The organism is Pseudoalteromonas atlantica (genome assembly GCF_043641955.1).
Taxonomy (GTDB): Bacteria; Pseudomonadota; Gammaproteobacteria; order Enterobacterales; family Alteromonadaceae; genus Pseudoalteromonas; species Pseudoalteromonas atlantica_A.
Genome location: NZ_JBHZRV010000006.1, coordinates 36,912 through 52,220 on the forward strand (window position 1 = coordinate 36,912; position 15,309 = coordinate 52,220).

21 protein-coding genes are annotated in these 15,309 nt (G+C 39.9%); 13 read left to right on the forward strand and 8 right to left on the reverse strand.

Features of this window, described 5'->3' with window-relative positions; all coding sequences use genetic code 11:
* Window positions 1-13 precede the first annotated feature (13 nt).
* From ACHUE3_RS12795 to mlaF, 6 genes are read right to left on the reverse strand one after another with little or no spacing between them, the layout of a single operon-like run.
* Window positions 14-271 carry a BolA family protein gene (locus ACHUE3_RS12795; RefSeq protein ID WP_394192799.1) on the reverse strand — a complete coding sequence of 86 codons (258 nt, stop codon included), beginning with the start codon at window positions 269-271 and terminating at the stop codon, window positions 14-16.
* A 5-nt stretch (window positions 272-276) separates the two neighbouring features.
* The gene (locus tag ACHUE3_RS12800) at window positions 277-570 is read right to left on the reverse strand and encodes an STAS domain-containing protein (RefSeq protein WP_394192800.1); all 294 of its coding nucleotides are present in this window, start codon (window positions 568-570) and stop codon (window positions 277-279) included.
* Window positions 563-1,249 (reverse strand): MlaC/ttg2D family ABC transporter substrate-binding protein, encoded by a 687-nt coding sequence (locus ACHUE3_RS12805; protein ID WP_394192801.1) that lies wholly within the window; start codon window positions 1,247-1,249, stop codon window positions 563-565. Before ACHUE3_RS12805 ends, ACHUE3_RS12800 begins: the two co-directional genes overlap by 8 nt.
* 5 nt (window positions 1,250-1,254) lie before the next feature.
* Window positions 1,255-1,803: an outer membrane lipid asymmetry maintenance protein MlaD gene (mlaD, locus tag ACHUE3_RS12810; RefSeq protein WP_394192802.1), complete on the reverse strand. Its 549-nt coding sequence runs from the start codon at window positions 1,801-1,803 to the stop codon at window positions 1,255-1,257.
* 14 nt (window positions 1,804-1,817) lie between these two features.
* Entirely contained in the window at window positions 1,818-2,597 is a 780-nt protein-coding gene (gene mlaE, locus ACHUE3_RS12815) for a lipid asymmetry maintenance ABC transporter permease subunit MlaE (protein ID WP_099295303.1), read from the reverse strand.
* The gene (gene mlaF / locus ACHUE3_RS12820; protein WP_099295483.1) at window positions 2,597-3,412 is read right to left on the reverse strand and encodes a phospholipid ABC transporter ATP-binding protein MlaF; all 816 of its coding nucleotides are present in this window, start codon (window positions 3,410-3,412) and stop codon (window positions 2,597-2,599) included. Before mlaF ends, mlaE begins: the two co-directional genes overlap by 1 nt.
* A gap of 256 nt (window positions 3,413-3,668) precedes the next feature.
* Here mlaF and ACHUE3_RS12825 point away from each other — a divergent pair, with 256 nt between their 5' ends.
* The 12 genes from ACHUE3_RS12825 to mgtE all read left to right on the forward strand — a co-directional run bounded on the left by ACHUE3_RS12825 (window position 3,669) and on the right by mgtE (window position 12,947).
* Complete coding sequence (locus ACHUE3_RS12825; RefSeq protein ID WP_394192803.1) at window positions 3,669-4,640, forward strand: calcium/sodium antiporter; 972 nt, start codon at window positions 3,669-3,671, stop codon at window positions 4,638-4,640.
* A gap of 22 nt (window positions 4,641-4,662) precedes the next feature.
* Window positions 4,663-5,634, forward strand: coding sequence for a KpsF/GutQ family sugar-phosphate isomerase (locus ACHUE3_RS12830; RefSeq protein WP_394192804.1), 972 nt, complete (start codon window positions 4,663-4,665; stop codon window positions 5,632-5,634).
* Window positions 5,635-6,186 (forward strand): 3-deoxy-manno-octulosonate-8-phosphatase KdsC, encoded by a 552-nt coding sequence (kdsC, locus tag ACHUE3_RS12835; protein WP_394192805.1) that lies wholly within the window; start codon window positions 5,635-5,637, stop codon window positions 6,184-6,186.
* Window positions 6,183-6,737, forward strand: a complete 555-nt coding sequence (lptC, locus tag ACHUE3_RS12840) for an LPS export ABC transporter periplasmic protein LptC (RefSeq protein WP_394192806.1) — start codon at window positions 6,183-6,185, stop codon at window positions 6,735-6,737. The genes kdsC and lptC overlap by 4 nt, the downstream gene beginning before the upstream one ends.
* A complete protein-coding gene (gene lptA, locus ACHUE3_RS12845) occupies window positions 6,727-7,260 on the forward strand; it encodes a lipopolysaccharide transport periplasmic protein LptA (RefSeq protein ID WP_394192807.1) in 534 nt (177 codons plus the stop codon). Before lptC ends, lptA begins: the two co-directional genes overlap by 11 nt.
* Complete coding sequence (gene lptB / locus ACHUE3_RS12850) at window positions 7,257-7,982, forward strand: LPS export ABC transporter ATP-binding protein (RefSeq protein WP_394192808.1); 726 nt, start codon at window positions 7,257-7,259, stop codon at window positions 7,980-7,982. The genes lptA and lptB overlap by 4 nt, the downstream gene beginning before the upstream one ends.
* A 68-nt stretch (window positions 7,983-8,050) precedes the next feature.
* Entirely contained in the window at window positions 8,051-9,547 is a 1,497-nt protein-coding gene (locus ACHUE3_RS12855; protein ID WP_394192809.1) for an RNA polymerase factor sigma-54, read from the forward strand.
* A gap of 29 nt (window positions 9,548-9,576) precedes the next feature.
* A complete protein-coding gene (hpf, locus tag ACHUE3_RS12860; protein WP_099295312.1) occupies window positions 9,577-9,864 on the forward strand; it encodes a ribosome hibernation promoting factor in 288 nt (95 codons plus the stop codon).
* 4 nt (window positions 9,865-9,868) lie between these two features.
* A complete protein-coding gene (gene ptsN / locus ACHUE3_RS12865; RefSeq protein WP_099295313.1) occupies window positions 9,869-10,321 on the forward strand; it encodes a PTS IIA-like nitrogen regulatory protein PtsN in 453 nt (150 codons plus the stop codon).
* A gap of 20 nt (window positions 10,322-10,341) precedes the next feature.
* Window positions 10,342-11,184 (forward strand): RNase adapter RapZ, encoded by an 843-nt coding sequence (rapZ, locus tag ACHUE3_RS12870; RefSeq protein WP_099295314.1) that lies wholly within the window; start codon window positions 10,342-10,344, stop codon window positions 11,182-11,184.
* Window positions 11,185-11,205: 21 nt separating this feature from the next.
* Complete coding sequence (locus tag ACHUE3_RS12875) at window positions 11,206-11,478, forward strand: HPr family phosphocarrier protein (RefSeq protein ID WP_394192810.1); 273 nt, start codon at window positions 11,206-11,208, stop codon at window positions 11,476-11,478.
* A 110-nt stretch (window positions 11,479-11,588) separates the two neighbouring features.
* Window positions 11,589-12,947, forward strand: a complete 1,359-nt coding sequence (gene mgtE / locus ACHUE3_RS12880) for a magnesium transporter (protein ID WP_394192811.1) — start codon at window positions 11,589-11,591, stop codon at window positions 12,945-12,947.
* 588 nt (window positions 12,948-13,535) lie between these two features.
* Here mgtE and ACHUE3_RS12885 read toward each other — a convergent pair.
* Together ACHUE3_RS12885 and ACHUE3_RS12890 are read right to left on the reverse strand one after the other, a co-directional pair.
* Window positions 13,536-13,694 (reverse strand): YqaE/Pmp3 family membrane protein, encoded by a 159-nt coding sequence (locus ACHUE3_RS12885; RefSeq protein ID WP_099295317.1) that lies wholly within the window; start codon window positions 13,692-13,694, stop codon window positions 13,536-13,538.
* A gap of 64 nt (window positions 13,695-13,758) precedes the next feature.
* Window positions 13,759-14,328, reverse strand: coding sequence for a BON domain-containing protein (locus ACHUE3_RS12890; RefSeq protein ID WP_394192812.1), 570 nt, complete (start codon window positions 14,326-14,328; stop codon window positions 13,759-13,761).
* 324 nt (window positions 14,329-14,652) lie between these two features.
* Here ACHUE3_RS12890 and ACHUE3_RS12895 point away from each other — a divergent pair, with 324 nt between their 5' ends.
* On the forward strand, window positions 14,653-15,309 hold the full coding sequence (locus tag ACHUE3_RS12895) for a DUF1707 SHOCT-like domain-containing protein (protein WP_394192813.1): 657 nt from the start codon (window positions 14,653-14,655) through the stop codon (window positions 15,307-15,309).

Sequence of the window (15,309 nt, forward strand, 5' to 3'; positions counted from 1 at the left end):
TAGGAGGCCTTAACTATTGCGGTAAGATAAATTTTTGTTCACGCTTCCACTCTGTAGGTGTAAATGCACGAATAGATACAGCATGGATCGTACCGTCAGAAATAGTGTTCATTAATGGACCATACACTAACTGCTGTTTTTTAACACGGCTTAAGCCATCAAAACAATCACCCACTGCAACCACTTCATAATGGCTACCATTGGCTTTAACATGTACTTCTGCTAATTGTAATTCGTCGCGTAATAATGTTTCGACTTCGCTTGTTTGCATAACTCTCACTCAAATAAGGTTGTAACCTGTCCCAACTGCATTAAATTTTGCAGCTGTTCAGGAATATTTTGCAATTCAAGGCGAATGCCTTGCTGCTTTAATTCTGCGAAAGAGTGAATTAACCAAGCTAAGCCCGCCGTGTCAACCCTAGACACCTCAGAAAGGTCAAAATACCAGGTTTTATGGCTACTTTGTGAGTTTTTATTAAGAAGCTGTTCAGTTGTGATTGAGTTTCGAGTGAGTTCACCACTGACTCGAAACTCATGATCAGTTACTTGAGTAACGCTTACTTTACTCATTACCACCATCGCCTCTAAATTGGACCGGTAACTGACTTTTTTGCTTAAGCAGGTTACTTACGTGCTCAATACCTTGCTGGCGAAGAATACCTTGCAGCTCACTTTGCTTTGCATCCAGTAAACTAATGCCTTCTGCAACCATGTCGTACGCGCGCCATTCACCACTTCTATCTTCGCGGACCTTAAAGTCAATTTTGATATCCGGTTTACCCGGGTCAACAATTTTGGTTTTAACTAGAACAACATCTTGTCCTGCAAATTCTCGGCTAGGAGCAAACTCAACCTGCTGATTAGTGTATTGGGTAAATACACCCGCATACGTAGCAATTAAGTACTCTTGAAAAACATCTATAAATATTTTGATATCTTCAATTGCTTGTTTTTGTTCGCTAGGATCTTTAATCGCACGGACTTTCGATACATGGCTACCTAACACGCGAAGGGCAGCGTATTTGTAATCAATATATGGCATTAATTCTTCAGTAACAATAACTCGTAAATGCTCTTTGTTTTTTTCAATCAGTGGCTGGTCTCGGGTAATACGTTGAAAAGTATTATCCGATACTTGGCGCACCATTTTGTATGGGTCTTTTAAATTTACTTGGTCTGTATTTGCATTTGCATTTGCATTGGTTGCGATAAAAGCAAATGCAACTAACGCTAAAAGTTTTTTAAACATAATAATTACTCGCCACCTTGGTTGAATAAGAACTGCCCAATTAATTCTTCAAGTACTAACGCTGACTTGGTATCCGTAATAAAGTCACCATTGTTTAATGCTTTACTCTCGACACCAAATAACTCATCTAATCCTAAGTCGCCATCATTACTTGTTACTTCAAGTCCTAAACATGCCTGCTCAGCTGATTTAGGTGCAATAACCGGATTAATGCCTAAGTACTGCTCACCTAAAATCCCTGATGTTAAAATAGACACTGAGCTAGTATCTGAAAATCGACATTGATATTGCGCATCAATAGTCATATCAACCACTGGTAAAAACTCTTGAGGATGGATAGAGATTGCTTCAACACGGCCAACAACTACGCCACCGACTTTAATAGGCGCTCGCGCTTTTAGTGAGCCAATATTATCAAATTTAGCCTTTAATAAATAAGTATCTCCATTACCACTAATACCTGCGTTAGCCACTTTCAATGCCAACATTGCAAATGCTGCAATCCCTAAAGCGACGAAAAAGCCAACTAAAATTTCTAATTTCCGTGAATTCATTATCTATACCTTTTTTAGCTGGTAAACATTACCGCTGTCAAAATAAAATCAAACCCTAAAACAGCCAGAGATGAGTGCACAACAGTCTCTGTAGTTGCTTTACTGATGCCCTCTGATGTCGGCACACAGTCATACCCTTTATAAAGTGCAATCCAAGTTACAACGATGGCAAATACAAAACTCTTGATCATGCCATTTAAAATATCCTGTTGGAATGACACTTGAGATTGCATGATTGACCAAAAGCTACCTGTATCGACCCCTAACCAATCTACACCCACTAAGTGAGCGCCGATTATAGCAACCGCTGAAAATATCAATGCAAGTAACGGCATACTGATAAAGCCCGCCCAGAACCGTGGCGCAATAATGCGCTTAAGTGGGTCGATAGCCATCATTTCTAAGCTTGAAAGCTGTTCGGTTGCTTTCATTAGACCTATCTCTGCGGTTAGCGCACTTCCTGCTCGTCCAGCAAACAGAAGGGCTGTCACAACAGGTCCCAGCTCTCTAAGTAAACTTAACGCAACCAATGGCCCAAGACTATCCTCAGCACCATAGCCCACTAATACGGTGTAACCTTGTAACGCGAGCACCATACCGATAAACAAACCTGATACCATAATAATCAGTAATGATTGCGAACCAACCATATATAACTGACGAACAAGTAATGGAGTTCCTTTACGAAAGTTTGGCAAGTTCCACAACGCACCAATTAACATTTGCGTAGAGCGCCCAAGCGCTGCAAATCGGCCAAATGTTTTCTGACCTAGCTTTTGTAACATATCGAACATTAGCTAAGCACTCCTAGTAATTCATCATTATAAGGTTCTGCGGGGAAATGGAACGGTACAGGCCCATCAGAAAGTCCTTTTAAGAACTGCTGCACTAATGGCGACTCATGATTACGCATTTGCTCAGGAGAACCACTTCCAATCACACCTTGATCAGCAATGATAATTACATGATCCGCGATACTCATAACTTCAGTTACATCATGCGTAACAATTAACGAAGATAAACCTAATACTTGGTTTAGTGATTTGATTAGCTTGACTAAAACCCCCATTGAGATAGGGTCTTGTCCAGCAAATGGCTCATCATACATAATGAGTTCTGGATCAAGTGCGATTGAACGCGCCAAGGCAGCACGCCGTGCCATACCACCAGAGAGTTCCGATGGCATCAAGTCTTGTGCACCGCGCAAGCCAACAGCTTGAAGCTTCATCAGTACAACAAGGCGGATTAAATCTTCGCTAAGACGGGTATGCTCTCTAAGTGGAAAAGCGATATTGTCAAACACTGACATATCGGTAAACAATGCGCCGCTTTGAAACAACATACTCATTTTGGTACGCGCAGCATAAAGCTCTTTACGCGTCATGGTTGGGATATTATCACCTTCAAATAAAATCGTGCCGCTATCAGGTTTTAATTGGCCACCAATTAATCGCAGCATAGTTGTTTTACCTATACCGCTGGGCCCCATAATGGCAGTGATCTTACCTTTAGGAACGCTGAAGCTCATATTTTTATATATGCTTCTATCGCCCCTTGAAAAGCTTACATCCTTGATTTCTACTATTGGTTGCGACAAGTCGCTCTCCATTATCATTTTCACTACTTTTTCTATTTTAAAGCTTTTTGTACTCAGATGGAAAAAACAAATCGTAAAATTTTGTAATATTCTATGTAATAACAACCTAAGCAAGGAAAATACAGGTTAGCATAATATCTAACGTTGTACTTTTGTTCATACTAATAACGTTTTGCTAATAACTTGACCTGATTCTTTTATTTATACTTTCAAGCTGGCTTTTGATATTATTTAAGTCAATTTGATATTGAGTAATTGGCGTAATGTAATGGTGACTTCTTTTGTCATTTTGATTCTTGGGTTTGCTGGGCTTGTTTGGAGCGCAGATCGCTTTGTATATGGCGCCGCAGCGCTGGCAAAAAACTTTGGCGTACCTACTTTAATTGTTGGTTTAACCGTTGTCGCTATGGGCTCCTCTGCACCAGAAATGATGGTCTCAGCTTCTGCAGCACTTGCGGGTAAAACCGACACCGCCGTTGGTAATGCCGTTGGTTCAAATATCACTAATATTTTATTAGTACTAGGTATTACTGCACTTCTTCGCCCTCTTTTGGTGTCATCGACAACTCTGAAGCGTGAAATGCCACTGGTATTAATCGTTTCTTTGGGTGCATGGTATGTTTTCTCTGATAACTACTTTTCATTTGCTGAAGGTATAGCATTATTAATCGCTTTTATTGTGTTTATCGCCGGACTTATCATTATTTCTATTCGTGACAAAAACCAAGCTGATGACCCTTTTGTAAGTGAAGCATGTGAAGATGTGCCAGATAACGTGCCAACTAAAAACGCCTTTTTCTGGCTCGTGGTAGGCATGATATTACTGCCCTTAAGTTCACACTTTTTAGTTGGCTCTGCTGTTGATATTGCAAAATATTTTGGCCTCAGCGACCTTGTTATTGGTTTAACGATTATTGCTATTGGCACAAGCTTACCTGAATTAGCAGCCTGTATAGCCGGGGTGTTAAAAAATGAAGATGACCTTGCGTTAGGCAACATTGTTGGCTCAAATATATTTAACATATTAGCTGTTTTGCCTTTGGCAGGTATTATAAACCCATCAATCATAGACCCTTCAGCAGCAAACCGTGACGCACTCATAATGATTGGTGCAACACTCGCGTTAATCGCTATGTCGCTAAGTATTAAAGGCACTCAGCGAATAAATAGAATTGAAGGTGGTTTACTGCTCGCTGCATTTGTAGCGTACCAAGGTTATATTTTTAGCCAAGTAGCTTAATGCCAACATAAATGGATAATAAATGACGCAGTTAAATTTTATTGAGCAAGGTAAGCGCGTACTCACAATTGAGCGCCAAGCACTTGATGATATTATTCAGTATCTAGATGATAGCTTTAATAAAGCATGCCAATTAATGTTTCAATGCCAAGGGCGAATAATTGTTGTTGGTATGGGCAAGTCGGGTCATATAGGTAACAAAATTGCTGCAACACTTGCAAGCACTGGTACCCCAGCTTTTTTTGTTCACCCAGGCGAAGCAAGCCACGGCGATTTAGGTATGATCACTCAAAATGATGTCGTTATGCTTATATCAAACTCCGGCGAAACCAGCGAAGTGCTTAATATTATTCCTGTTATCAAGCGCATCGGGGCTAAAATGGTTGCTATGACAGGAAACCCAAGCTCTTCGATGGCAAAATGGGCGGATGCGCATGTATGTATAAAAGTATCACAAGAAGCATGCCCGCTTGGGTTAGCCCCTACAGCAAGCACCACTGCCACACTTGCTATGGGCGATGCTATTGCAGTTGCTTTACTTGAAACCAGAGGCTTTACCGCAGATGACTTTGCGCTTTCTCACCCTGGCGGAAGTTTAGGCAAACGTTTGTTACTGTGCCTGAAAGATTTGATGCACGATGGTGATGCAACGCCTATCATTAAAGATACCCAGCGCATAAAAGATGCCTTAATAGAAATGTCTGCCAAAGGGTTAGGTATGACCGCTGTTGTGAATGAAGCTGGACAACTAACAGGGCTATTTACCGATGGTGATTTACGCAGAATTTTAGAACAACGTATTGATATTCATAACACCCTAATCAGTGAAGTTATGACGCGTTCATGTACCACAGCGACAGCCGATATGCTTGCCGCTGAAGCGCTAAACATCATGGAACGTAAACGAATAAATGGCCTTATTGTTATTGATGATAACCAACACCCTATTGGTGCACTTAATATGCAAGACTTGCTAAAAGCAGGAGTTTTATAAATGCAGTTTGCTGATTTATATCAACCATTGAGTAAAGATGCCCAGACCCGAGCTAAAAAAGTAAAGCTACTAATCTGCGATATTGATGGTGTTTTTTCTGATGGTCGTATTTACCTTGGTAACCAAGGCGAAGAATTAAAAGCCTTTAATACTAAAGACGGTTTTGGTATTAAAGCATTGATAAACAGTGGTATTGAAGTGGCAGTGATTACAGGACGTCATTCACACATTGTTCAGCAGCGTATGACTAGTCTAACTGTTAAACATATTTATCAAGGCCAAGAGAATAAATTGCAAGCCTATCAAGAGTTAAAAGATACGCTGACTTTAACTGATGATGAAATTGCTTACATTGGTGATGATGGCCCTGATTTACCGGTAATGGAGCAGGTTGGCTTTGCTGTAGCGGTTAATGACGCTCACCCGTTGATAAAACGAATAGCACATTACACAACCATGCTACCGGGTGGATTTGGTGCGGTCAGAGAGCTTACTGATTTACTGATGCTTGAAAATGGCCTACCGCTGACGAGTACAGGTACTAGCTCATGAATAGTGCGCGTTTAATTTTAAGCGTACTATTTATAGGCTGTATGGTTTGGCTTTGGTATCCATACTTTAACCAATCAAATACAAAACAGCTCGTTGAAGAAGACATTATTGCTAAGCCAGATTACACGGCTGTCGCATTAAAACAAACAGCCTTTGATGAGCAAGGAAAAATAAGTCACAAAGTAACCGCTGCAAAAATGGAGCTATATCAGCAGTTAGGGTTCACTTACTTTGAAGAGCCTATTTTTACCTTATATAATCAAGAGCAAATGTGGCAAATTAATGCAGCTGAGGCCACGTTGTATGAAAATAACCAGCTGATTTTAGAAGGCAATGTGACGGCAATAAACCTTACAGACAATGCCATGATAGATCATATTAATGCCGATAACATCCAAGTTGATATTGAGCTACAAACCATGAGTTCAGAGCAACCTGTAGAGTTAGTCGGGCCTGATTTAAAAATTACTGGCCGCGGGCTAAAAGCCGATTTAAAAGCCGAAGTAATTGAATTAATTAACCATACGCGAACCATATATTATGACCAATAAACTTGCCCAAATGCTTGTAATTCCAAGCCTATTCATTGCTTACTCAAGTGTTGCGCAAAGTGAACTTCCCGCTGCAAACCAAGTATCAATCAGTGCCGATAAACAGCAAGCACAGCTAAAATCTAATGTCGGTATTTTCGAATCGAATGTTGAAATAATCCATGGCGTACGCCGCATTACTGCTGACCGCTTAGAAGTACATAAACGCGACAAGTTAGGCGAGAATAAGCAACTACTTATTGCAACGGGTAACCCAGCTTATTTCGAAGAAAAACAAGATGACGGCTCAATCATGAGTGCCAGCGCAAACGAAGTTCGTTACGATGTAGCTGAACGTTACTTAACGCTAATTGGCAATGCTCAAGTAACTCAAGCTGGGCAAAAGATTAATGCAAAAAGCATCTCTTATGACATGGAGCAACAACTAATTAGTGCGCAAAAAGATGAAGACTCAGATGACCGCGTACATACTATTTTAGTGCCTATTGAAAATAAAAAAGCAAAGTCAAAAGGTCAGCCATGAGTACATTAAAAGCTGAATTTTTAGCTAAAAGCTATAAAGGTCGTCAAGTTGTAAAGAGTGTGGGCTTAGAGGTAAGTGCAGGAAGCATAGTCGGTTTACTGGGCCCAAATGGTGCAGGTAAAACCACCACTTTCTACATGATTGTAGGCCTAGTGCCGAGCGACAAAGGCAAAATAAGCATTGATGATAACGACATTACATTACTGCCTATGCATAGCCGTGCGCGATTAGGTATTGGTTATTTACCGCAAGAGTCATCTATTTTTCGTAAGTTAACCGTTTATCAAAATTTGATGGCGATTTTAGAAACCCGTAAAGAGCTAAATAAAACAGCTCGCGAAGAAGCCCTTGATGGCCTGCTTGATGAATTTAGCATACAACATATACGTGATAGCCAAGGTATGGCGTTATCAGGTGGCGAACGCCGCCGAGTTGAAATTGCACGCGCATTAGCCGCAAATCCTAAATTTATTTTATTAGATGAGCCTTTTGCTGGTGTTGATCCAATTTCAGTGTTAGATATAAAGAAGATAATTGAACACCTTAAAAACCGAGGCATCGGGGTGTTGATTACAGATCATAATGTACGAGAAACCCTTGATGTTTGTGAAAAAGCCTACATTGTTTCTCATGGTGAGCTAATTGCTTCAGGCACTCCTGAACATGTGCTTGCCGACCAAACAGTACGCGATGTTTACCTGGGTGAGCAATTTAGGCTATAAACCAACGTTCAGCTAACTATCTGCTAAACTTAATTCTGATTACATAATAAAAGGATTGTTAAAGATAAATGAGGCAATCACTCCAGCTGCGCATGGGCCAGCAATTGACAATGACACCTCAGTTACAACAAGCTATTCGTTTGTTGCAACTCAGTACATTGGATCTCCAACAAGAAATTCAGGAAGCACTCGACAGTAATCCTTTACTAGAAGTTGAGGAGCATGAATTTAGTGATGAAACTGCAGGCAAAAATGAGCAAAAACAAGACACTGATGAAGTAACAGTCAGTGCATCTGCTGATGAAACACCAAGTGAATACGAACAAGAAAGTAGTGAAGCACTGAATAAAGAAACTGTCAGCGACGAAATGGCCATGGATGTAACATGGGATGAGTACATGAGCGCTGCGCCTTCTAGCTCATCAGGACCAATGCCTGAAGATGAGTCTATTTACCAAGGTGCTTCCACTGAAACACTGCATGAATACATCATGTGGCAGCTGCAATTAACGCCATTTAGCCCGACCGATGAAGCCATAGCCATTGCTATTGTTGAAGCGATTGATGAATCGGGTATTTTAACACTTAGCTGCGAAGATATTGTTGAAAGTTTAAATAAAGATAATAACGAAGAAGAAATAGAACTTGATGAAGTCCAAGCTGTTTTAAAGCGCATCCAATTATTTGATCCAATAGGGATTGCCGCACGCAGCTTACAAGAGTGTTTATGTATACAACTAAATCAGTTTGACCCGGCAACGCCATGGCTTGCAGAGACTAAAATGATTTTGACTGAATATATCGATCTTTTAGCGAGTCGTGACTACCGTACTTTGATGAAAAAGACTAAGCTTAAAGAAGATGAGCTAAAAGAAGTCATGACACTGATACACAGCTTGAACCCTAAGCCCGCAGATACTATTGTGCGCGAAGAGTCCGAGTATGTTATCCCTGATGTTTCAGTGAAAAAAGTTAAAGGTCGCTGGATGGTCGAGTTAAACCCAGACAGCATGCCTAAAATTAGAGTGAACAGCCAATACGCTGCGATGTCTCGTTCAGTAAAATCGAGCAGTGACAGTCAGTTTATTCGTTCACATCTGCAAGAAGCAAAATGGTTTATTAAAAGCTTAGAAAGCCGTAATGAAACACTGCTCAAAGTTACTAATTGCATAGTGAAACAGCAGCAAGGTTTTTTTGAACACGGCCCCGAAGCCATGCGCCCGATGGTACTTAATGATGTAGCAGAAATGGTAGAGATGCATGAGTCAACTATCTCACGCGTAACAACTCAAAAGTATATGCATACACCACGTGGTATTTTTGAGTTGAAGTACTTTTTCTCTAGCCATGTAAGCACCGAAAATGGCGGGGAATGCTCTTCTACAGCTATCCGTGCATTGATCAAAAAGCTTATTAGCGCAGAAAACTCAGCGAAACCATTGAGTGATAGTAAAATTGCAGATATATTGGCTGAGCAAGGTATCAAAGTAGCTAGACGCACAATTGCAAAATATCGTGAGTCTCTAGCTATTCCACCGTCAAATCAAAGAAAGAGTTTGATTTAAGGCGTAAAAAACAAAGAAGGAAAATGCTTATGCAAATTAACTTAACTGGTCGCCACGTAGAAATTACCGATTCACTTAGAGACTATGTACACAATAAGTTTGCGAAGCTTGAAAGGCACTTTGATAGTATTAATAATGTACATGTGATTCTTGACGTAGAAAAATTAAGTCAAAAAGCGGAAGCCACAATACATGTTAGCGGTGCTGATTTATTTGCTTCAACTGAACATCAAGATATGTATGCTGCGATTGACGGACTAATTGATAAATTAGACCGCCAAGTAATAAAACACAAAGAGAAGCACGCTCGACACTAATACTATGAAATTAAGTTCACTTACTTCTGAGGACTGCAGTAAAGCTGCGGTCCTTTTTAATAGCAAAAAACGAATTCTAGAATTTATTAGCCAACTGGCTCATGAAAAGCTTCCTCACCTTACACAACAAGAGATCCTTAACGCTTTATTAAACCGGGAAAAACTTGGTAGCACAGGCATTGGTCGAGGTATTGCTATTCCACATGGTCGTATGAGTGGCGCACAATCTCCTCTAGCACTAATCTTAGTGAGTGAAACCCCCATTAGCTTTGATGCAATTGATAATCGTCCTGTCGATATTTTTGTAGCACTGATCGTACCTGATGGAGATTGCCAACTTCATTTGAAGACGTTAGCAACAATTGCTGATAAACTTAACGATAAAGAGTTTTGTAAACAACTACGTAGCGCAAAAACAGATCACGATTTATATCAAGTTATTGTTGAGCATTCATAAGAAAGTGAAGGAGAGGTTACATGGAATTGATTATTATCAGTGGGCGGTCTGGTTCAGGTAAATCCGTCGCGCTTCGCGTACTTGAAGATCTTGGCTATTACTGTGTTGATAATATTCCGGTCAATTTACTCCCTTCTTTAGTTCGAAGTGTGTCAGAGAATTACGATAAGATTGCAGTCAGTATTGATGTGCGCAACTTACCCAAAGAACAAGAAGAGTTCAACGACATCCTTGAGTATTTGCCTGGTTTTGCAAATCCAACTTTGTTTTATCTCGACAGTGATGACCAAACACTTATCAAACGCTTTTCTGAAACTCGTCGATTACACCCTCTTTCTATCGATAGTTTGCCGCTTGATTTGGCCATTAAACAAGAAAAAATATTACTCGATGTACTGATAACTCGCGCTGACTTTATCTTAGATACCACTGAGCTCAGTGTGCATCAACTGGCCGAGTCGATCAGAGAAAAGATCTTAGGCAAAAAAGATAAAACACTGATCATAACATTTGAATCTTTTGGCTTTAAACACGGCATACCTAAACAAGCTGATTATGTTTTTGATGCTCGCTTTTTACCCAACCCTCATTGGGAACCAGAGTTAAAGCCCCTCACAGGTTTAGACCAGCCTGTAAAGGATTACCTGGCAAGCCACAGCATAGTGCAAAAATTTACGTGGCAAATTCAAACGTTTGTACAAACATGGTTACCGCATTTAGAGCGAAACAACCGTAGCTATTTAACTATTGCTATAGGTTGTACCGGAGGGCAACACCGCTCTGTATATTTAGCACAAACCATAGGTGAAAGCTTTGCAATGAGTCATAACAATGTAAAAATTCGCCATCGTGAGCAAGATTGATTTTAAATAGGCCTGTTGTATATGCGTTCAGAAGGTACTTTTTTAATTAGAAATAAATTAGGTTTGCACGCAAGGGCTGCAACGGTATTAGCTCAACTCGCCGTTAAATTTGATGCAACTATCACTCTTTTCCAAGATGATAAGCAAGCAGCAGGTGACAGTGTGTTGGCTTTAATGTTACTTGAAAGCAGTCAAGGTAAAGAAGTAAAAGTTGTGTGTGAAGGGCCTGATGCAGAGCCGGCCCTTAATTCTATTGGCGAACTTATAGAGCAACGCTTTCACGAGCATGAATAGTGCGTGGTCTGTCACTTAAAAGTGAGTTAAACTAACCATGCATGTAAGAACTGTAATATATTATTAGTTTTTGACCTACCCTCAGAAATACACATGATATAAGGACACTAATGCCAGAAGCTTTTGAACAAGATTACCCACTACAACAACTAAAACAAGTGACTAAGTCACTTAATAGTGGTCAATTTGTTCAAGTTAGGCGTATGCTGGCAAAAACAGCACCGTGTGATACAGCTCTTCTCCTTGAATCTTCCCCCCATAAAATACGAACTCTACTATGGCAACTTGTTGATCCAGATGTCAGAGGCGATGTTTTAGAAGAACTTTCTGAAGACGTACGCCTTGGGATCATAGCTCAAATGGAGCCTGAGCATATTGCTGCGGCGACAGAGGACATGAGCCATGATGATTTAGGGGAAGTATTACGTAGCTTACCAGAGACCGTCTATCAAGACGTTGTTGGCGCTATGGATAGCCAAGATAGAGAGCGAGCGACGCAAGCCCTCTCTTATCAAGAGCGTTCTGCCGGCGCACTAATGAACACCGATACGGTAGCCATCCGCCCCGATGTTACTATCGATGTAGTATTACGTTACTTACGTTTACGTGGCGAACTACCTGAAGGCACTGATGACTTATACGTCGTTGATAAACACAATTGTTTTTTAGGGGCTATGTCACTTACAACTTTGCTTACCAATCCACCTGATAAAATAATTCGTGATTTAATGGACGAAGATTGCGAATCTATTTCAATTGCAATGGATGAAAGTGAAGTTGCCCAGCTATTTGAAAGACACAACTGGATTTCGGCACCTGTTGTTGACGATAACGACCACTTGTTAGGGCGTATTACAATCGATGATATTGTTGATGTAATTCGTGAAGATGCTGAACATAGCCTTCTAAGCATGGCGGGTCTTGATGACGAAGAGGATACCTTTGCTCCCGTATTAAAAAGCTCTAAAAAGCGCTCAATTTGGCTCGGTGTAAATTTACTAACAGCATTGTTGGCTGCAATTGTGGCTAGCTTTTTTGAAAACACCTTAGCCATATTACCGATTCTCGCAGTACTTAACGGTATTGTGCCTTCAATGGGTGGAGTTGCGGGTAGCCAAACATTAACCCTGGTTATTCGTGGTATTGCTGTAGGACATATAAATCAGACAAACCAACGATTCTTGTTATTAAAAGAGCTAGCAATCGGTGCTATTAATGGCATGGTATGGTCTATATTAATTGCCGGTGTTGTTGCACTGTGGCAGTGGGACTTCAAGCTTGGTGGCGTATTAGCTTTTGCTATGTTTATGAATTTAGTAGCGGCAGGTATTGCGGGAGCAAGCATTCCATTACTACTGAAAAAAATGAAAATAGATCCTGCACTTGCAGGCAGTGTAGTATTGACTACAGTTACCGACATCGTAGGTATTTTCGCCTTTTTAGGCACTGCGACTTGGCTGCTTATCTAGGTTCTAGGTTTTAAGAAGTTTAATAGAGTCATTTTAAGAAGCTTTCATAAGTGCATGCTCTCAATAAGATAAGCATGCACTTATGATTTGTTAGATACCATCCTAGCTATCTCCTTATCAATCCATGTGAAAACACTGCATCATCCATTGATATATCCTAAACCTCCTACCACTATATCCTATGTGGGTTTTATCAATCCTTGCTCACATCCATCGTGATAAATTCAATCCTTGCTCACATCCATCGTGATAAATTCAATCCTTGCTCACGTCCATCGTGAGTAACTTCAATCCTTGCTCACGTCCATCGTGAGTAATATCAATCCTTGCTCACATCCATCGTGAGTAATATCAATCCTTGCTCACGTCCATCGTGACAACTTCAATCCTTGCTCACATCCATCGTGACAACTTCAATCCTTGCTCACGTCCATATTGAATAAATTCATTCTTGCGAACTATTCATTAACTGCTTCCATTGCTTTAATGACCATAACATTCTAGGGCTATTTACATTATCCGCTTGAGCCGTTCCTTGTTCTTGTTTCATAATCCCTCCTTGATAGAGCAAATTGACCAACGTTTTATTTAGCGTCTTGCGATGATGTATATCGCATGAATTAAGCCAGGAATATAACCTAGTAATGTTAACAAAATATTAATCCAAAAATGCGCACCTAATCCAACTTGAAGAAATACACCAAGTGGTGGTATCAGCACCGATAAAATAATACGAATTATGTCCATTATTCTCACTCCTTGAAGATTGTATTAGAAAGCCCAGCGGAGCTGGGCATTCACTTGCTAAAAATTATTCAGTGATAATTGTCAGCTCATCAACTACGTTATGTACGTCTTCAGCATTCTTAGCAATGTTGATTGCAAGTTGCTTTTCAGCTTCAGATTCAACAGTACCTTTCAAGGTTACAACGCCATTATCTGTATCAACGTCAATATCAGTACCACCTACTTCTGAGCTAAATAAATAACGCGTTGTAATTACAGTGCTGATCTTAGCATCTGTTAAATCACTTTCTGTGTCATTCATATCAGACTTCATGTCTTTTCTATGCATGTCTGGATTTTTTACAACAGTTAATTCGTTGTCGACATCGTTAACACCGTCAAGGCTTAACACAAGCTCTTCAGCAAGCTCCTTATCTAGGTCGCTGTCTACTTTACCTGTTAAAATAACCTTGCCATTTTTTACGTCTGTGTTGATGTCAAAGTTGTTAAGGTTTGTATTCATTAATAAAACCGTTTCTGCCTTACCATCAATCCAAGCATCTTTACTTTCATTTTCCCAGCTGCTTGCTTGCGCACCCATTGCTGTAGTACCAAGAACTAAAGCGGCGATCATAGATTTGTTAAATGTTTTCATAATCTTTCTCCTTTTGATTAAAGACACTTTAGTTAATGCGAACATCAAGCCAACTTTTTTAACTATAAAAATCAAAAACTTAAATGGAAATGTATTTTACCTTGGTTTAATACATGGTAATAAATTACATGCAGCTCGGTAATTTGTTCTGACCTGTGTAGATTTCGCTATTTAGTCGCAATTTTCATTAATCTGTCGTTAATATTACTAAACACAAAACACTTAAATAAAATTAAAACACTGATTTTATTGATATTATATTTTGGCCTAAGCTTTGCTTAATATAGTTAACTACCTAAATGAACGTGTAAAAAGGGAACTACCATGCCAGTTAAAGTTGAAGATCGCCCTATTGATCAAGTACGTGAACAAGTTATCGACCAATTAATCTATAACTACAGCCACGGAGTTATCTCTGCAGAAGCCTTTGAACGTCGTTTAGATCAAGCAATGGAAGCAACAGATAACGCTGTATTAATGGAATTAGTAAGCGACCTTGAGTTAACAACAGATACCCAGTATCAAAGTGAAAAACGCGCACAGTTTACGCCAAACTATAGTAACCAAAGTCAAAGTGACACACTGCACCTGAAGAGCATTATGGGTTCAAATGAACGTAGTGGTCAGTGGGTTGTACCAAAAGAGATTCACTTAACCAACCTGTTAGGGTCGATAGAACTAGACTTCACGGATGCTATATTTCAACACCAACATATCACGCTGCATGTTAACTGTTTGCTAGGCAGTGATGAGATTTATGTGCCAGAACACGTCAACGTAGTATCAAAAATGTTTAGTGTTGTCGGCAGCGTAGAAAATAAATCGGTATCGCTTAACAAACTACATGGCCCAACAATAACCATTGAAGGTAAAGTCATTCTTGGTTCGGTAGAAATAAAAGTTAAACGCACTATTAAAGAAAAGTTCGTATCCTTTGCCAATAGCTTAAAAGCAAGCTGGAATGATATGAATAAGTATTAA

Bases quoted from the DNA above. Each gene is read 5' to 3' on its own strand.
- mgtE (WP_394192811.1), top strand. From the start codon at position 11,589: ATGCCAGAAGCTTTTGAACAAGATTACCCACTACAACAACTAAAACAA.
- ACHUE3_RS12830 (WP_394192804.1), top strand. From the start codon at position 4,663: ATGACGCAGTTAAATTTTATTGAGCAAGGTAAGCGCGTACTCACAATT.
- mlaF (WP_099295483.1), bottom strand. From the start codon at position 3,412: ATGGAGAGCGACTTGTCGCAACCAATAGTAGAAATCAAGGATGTAAGC.
- ACHUE3_RS12805 (WP_394192801.1), bottom strand. From the start codon at position 1,249: ATGTTTAAAAAACTTTTAGCGTTAGTTGCATTTGCTTTTATCGCAACC.
- ACHUE3_RS12890 (WP_394192812.1), bottom strand. From the start codon at position 14,328: ATGAAAACATTTAACAAATCTATGATCGCCGCTTTAGTTCTTGGTACT.
- mlaD (WP_394192802.1), bottom strand. From the start codon at position 1,803: ATGAATTCACGGAAATTAGAAATTTTAGTTGGCTTTTTCGTCGCTTTA.
- hpf (WP_099295312.1), top strand. From the start codon at position 9,577: ATGCAAATTAACTTAACTGGTCGCCACGTAGAAATTACCGATTCACTT.
- lptB (WP_394192808.1), top strand. From the start codon at position 7,257: ATGAGTACATTAAAAGCTGAATTTTTAGCTAAAAGCTATAAAGGTCGT.
- lptA (WP_394192807.1), top strand. From the start codon at position 6,727: ATGACCAATAAACTTGCCCAAATGCTTGTAATTCCAAGCCTATTCATT.
- ACHUE3_RS12855 (WP_394192809.1), top strand. From the start codon at position 8,051: ATGAGGCAATCACTCCAGCTGCGCATGGGCCAGCAATTGACAATGACA.
- ACHUE3_RS12800 (WP_394192800.1), bottom strand. From the start codon at position 570: ATGAGTAAAGTAAGCGTTACTCAAGTAACTGATCATGAGTTTCGAGTC.
- rapZ (WP_099295314.1), top strand. From the start codon at position 10,342: ATGGAATTGATTATTATCAGTGGGCGGTCTGGTTCAGGTAAATCCGTC.
- ACHUE3_RS12895 (WP_394192813.1), top strand. From the start codon at position 14,653: ATGCCAGTTAAAGTTGAAGATCGCCCTATTGATCAAGTACGTGAACAA.
- lptC (WP_394192806.1), top strand. From the start codon at position 6,183: ATGAATAGTGCGCGTTTAATTTTAAGCGTACTATTTATAGGCTGTATG.
- ACHUE3_RS12795 (WP_394192799.1), bottom strand. From the start codon at position 271: ATGCAAACAAGCGAAGTCGAAACATTATTACGCGACGAATTACAATTA.
- ACHUE3_RS12825 (WP_394192803.1), top strand. From the start codon at position 3,669: ATGGTGACTTCTTTTGTCATTTTGATTCTTGGGTTTGCTGGGCTTGTT.
- ACHUE3_RS12875 (WP_394192810.1), top strand. From the start codon at position 11,206: ATGCGTTCAGAAGGTACTTTTTTAATTAGAAATAAATTAGGTTTGCAC.
- kdsC (WP_394192805.1), top strand. From the start codon at position 5,635: ATGCAGTTTGCTGATTTATATCAACCATTGAGTAAAGATGCCCAGACC.
- ACHUE3_RS12885 (WP_099295317.1), bottom strand. From the start codon at position 13,694: ATGGACATAATTCGTATTATTTTATCGGTGCTGATACCACCACTTGGT.
- mlaE (WP_099295303.1), bottom strand. From the start codon at position 2,597: ATGTTCGATATGTTACAAAAGCTAGGTCAGAAAACATTTGGCCGATTT.
- ptsN (WP_099295313.1), top strand. From the start codon at position 9,869: ATGAAATTAAGTTCACTTACTTCTGAGGACTGCAGTAAAGCTGCGGTC.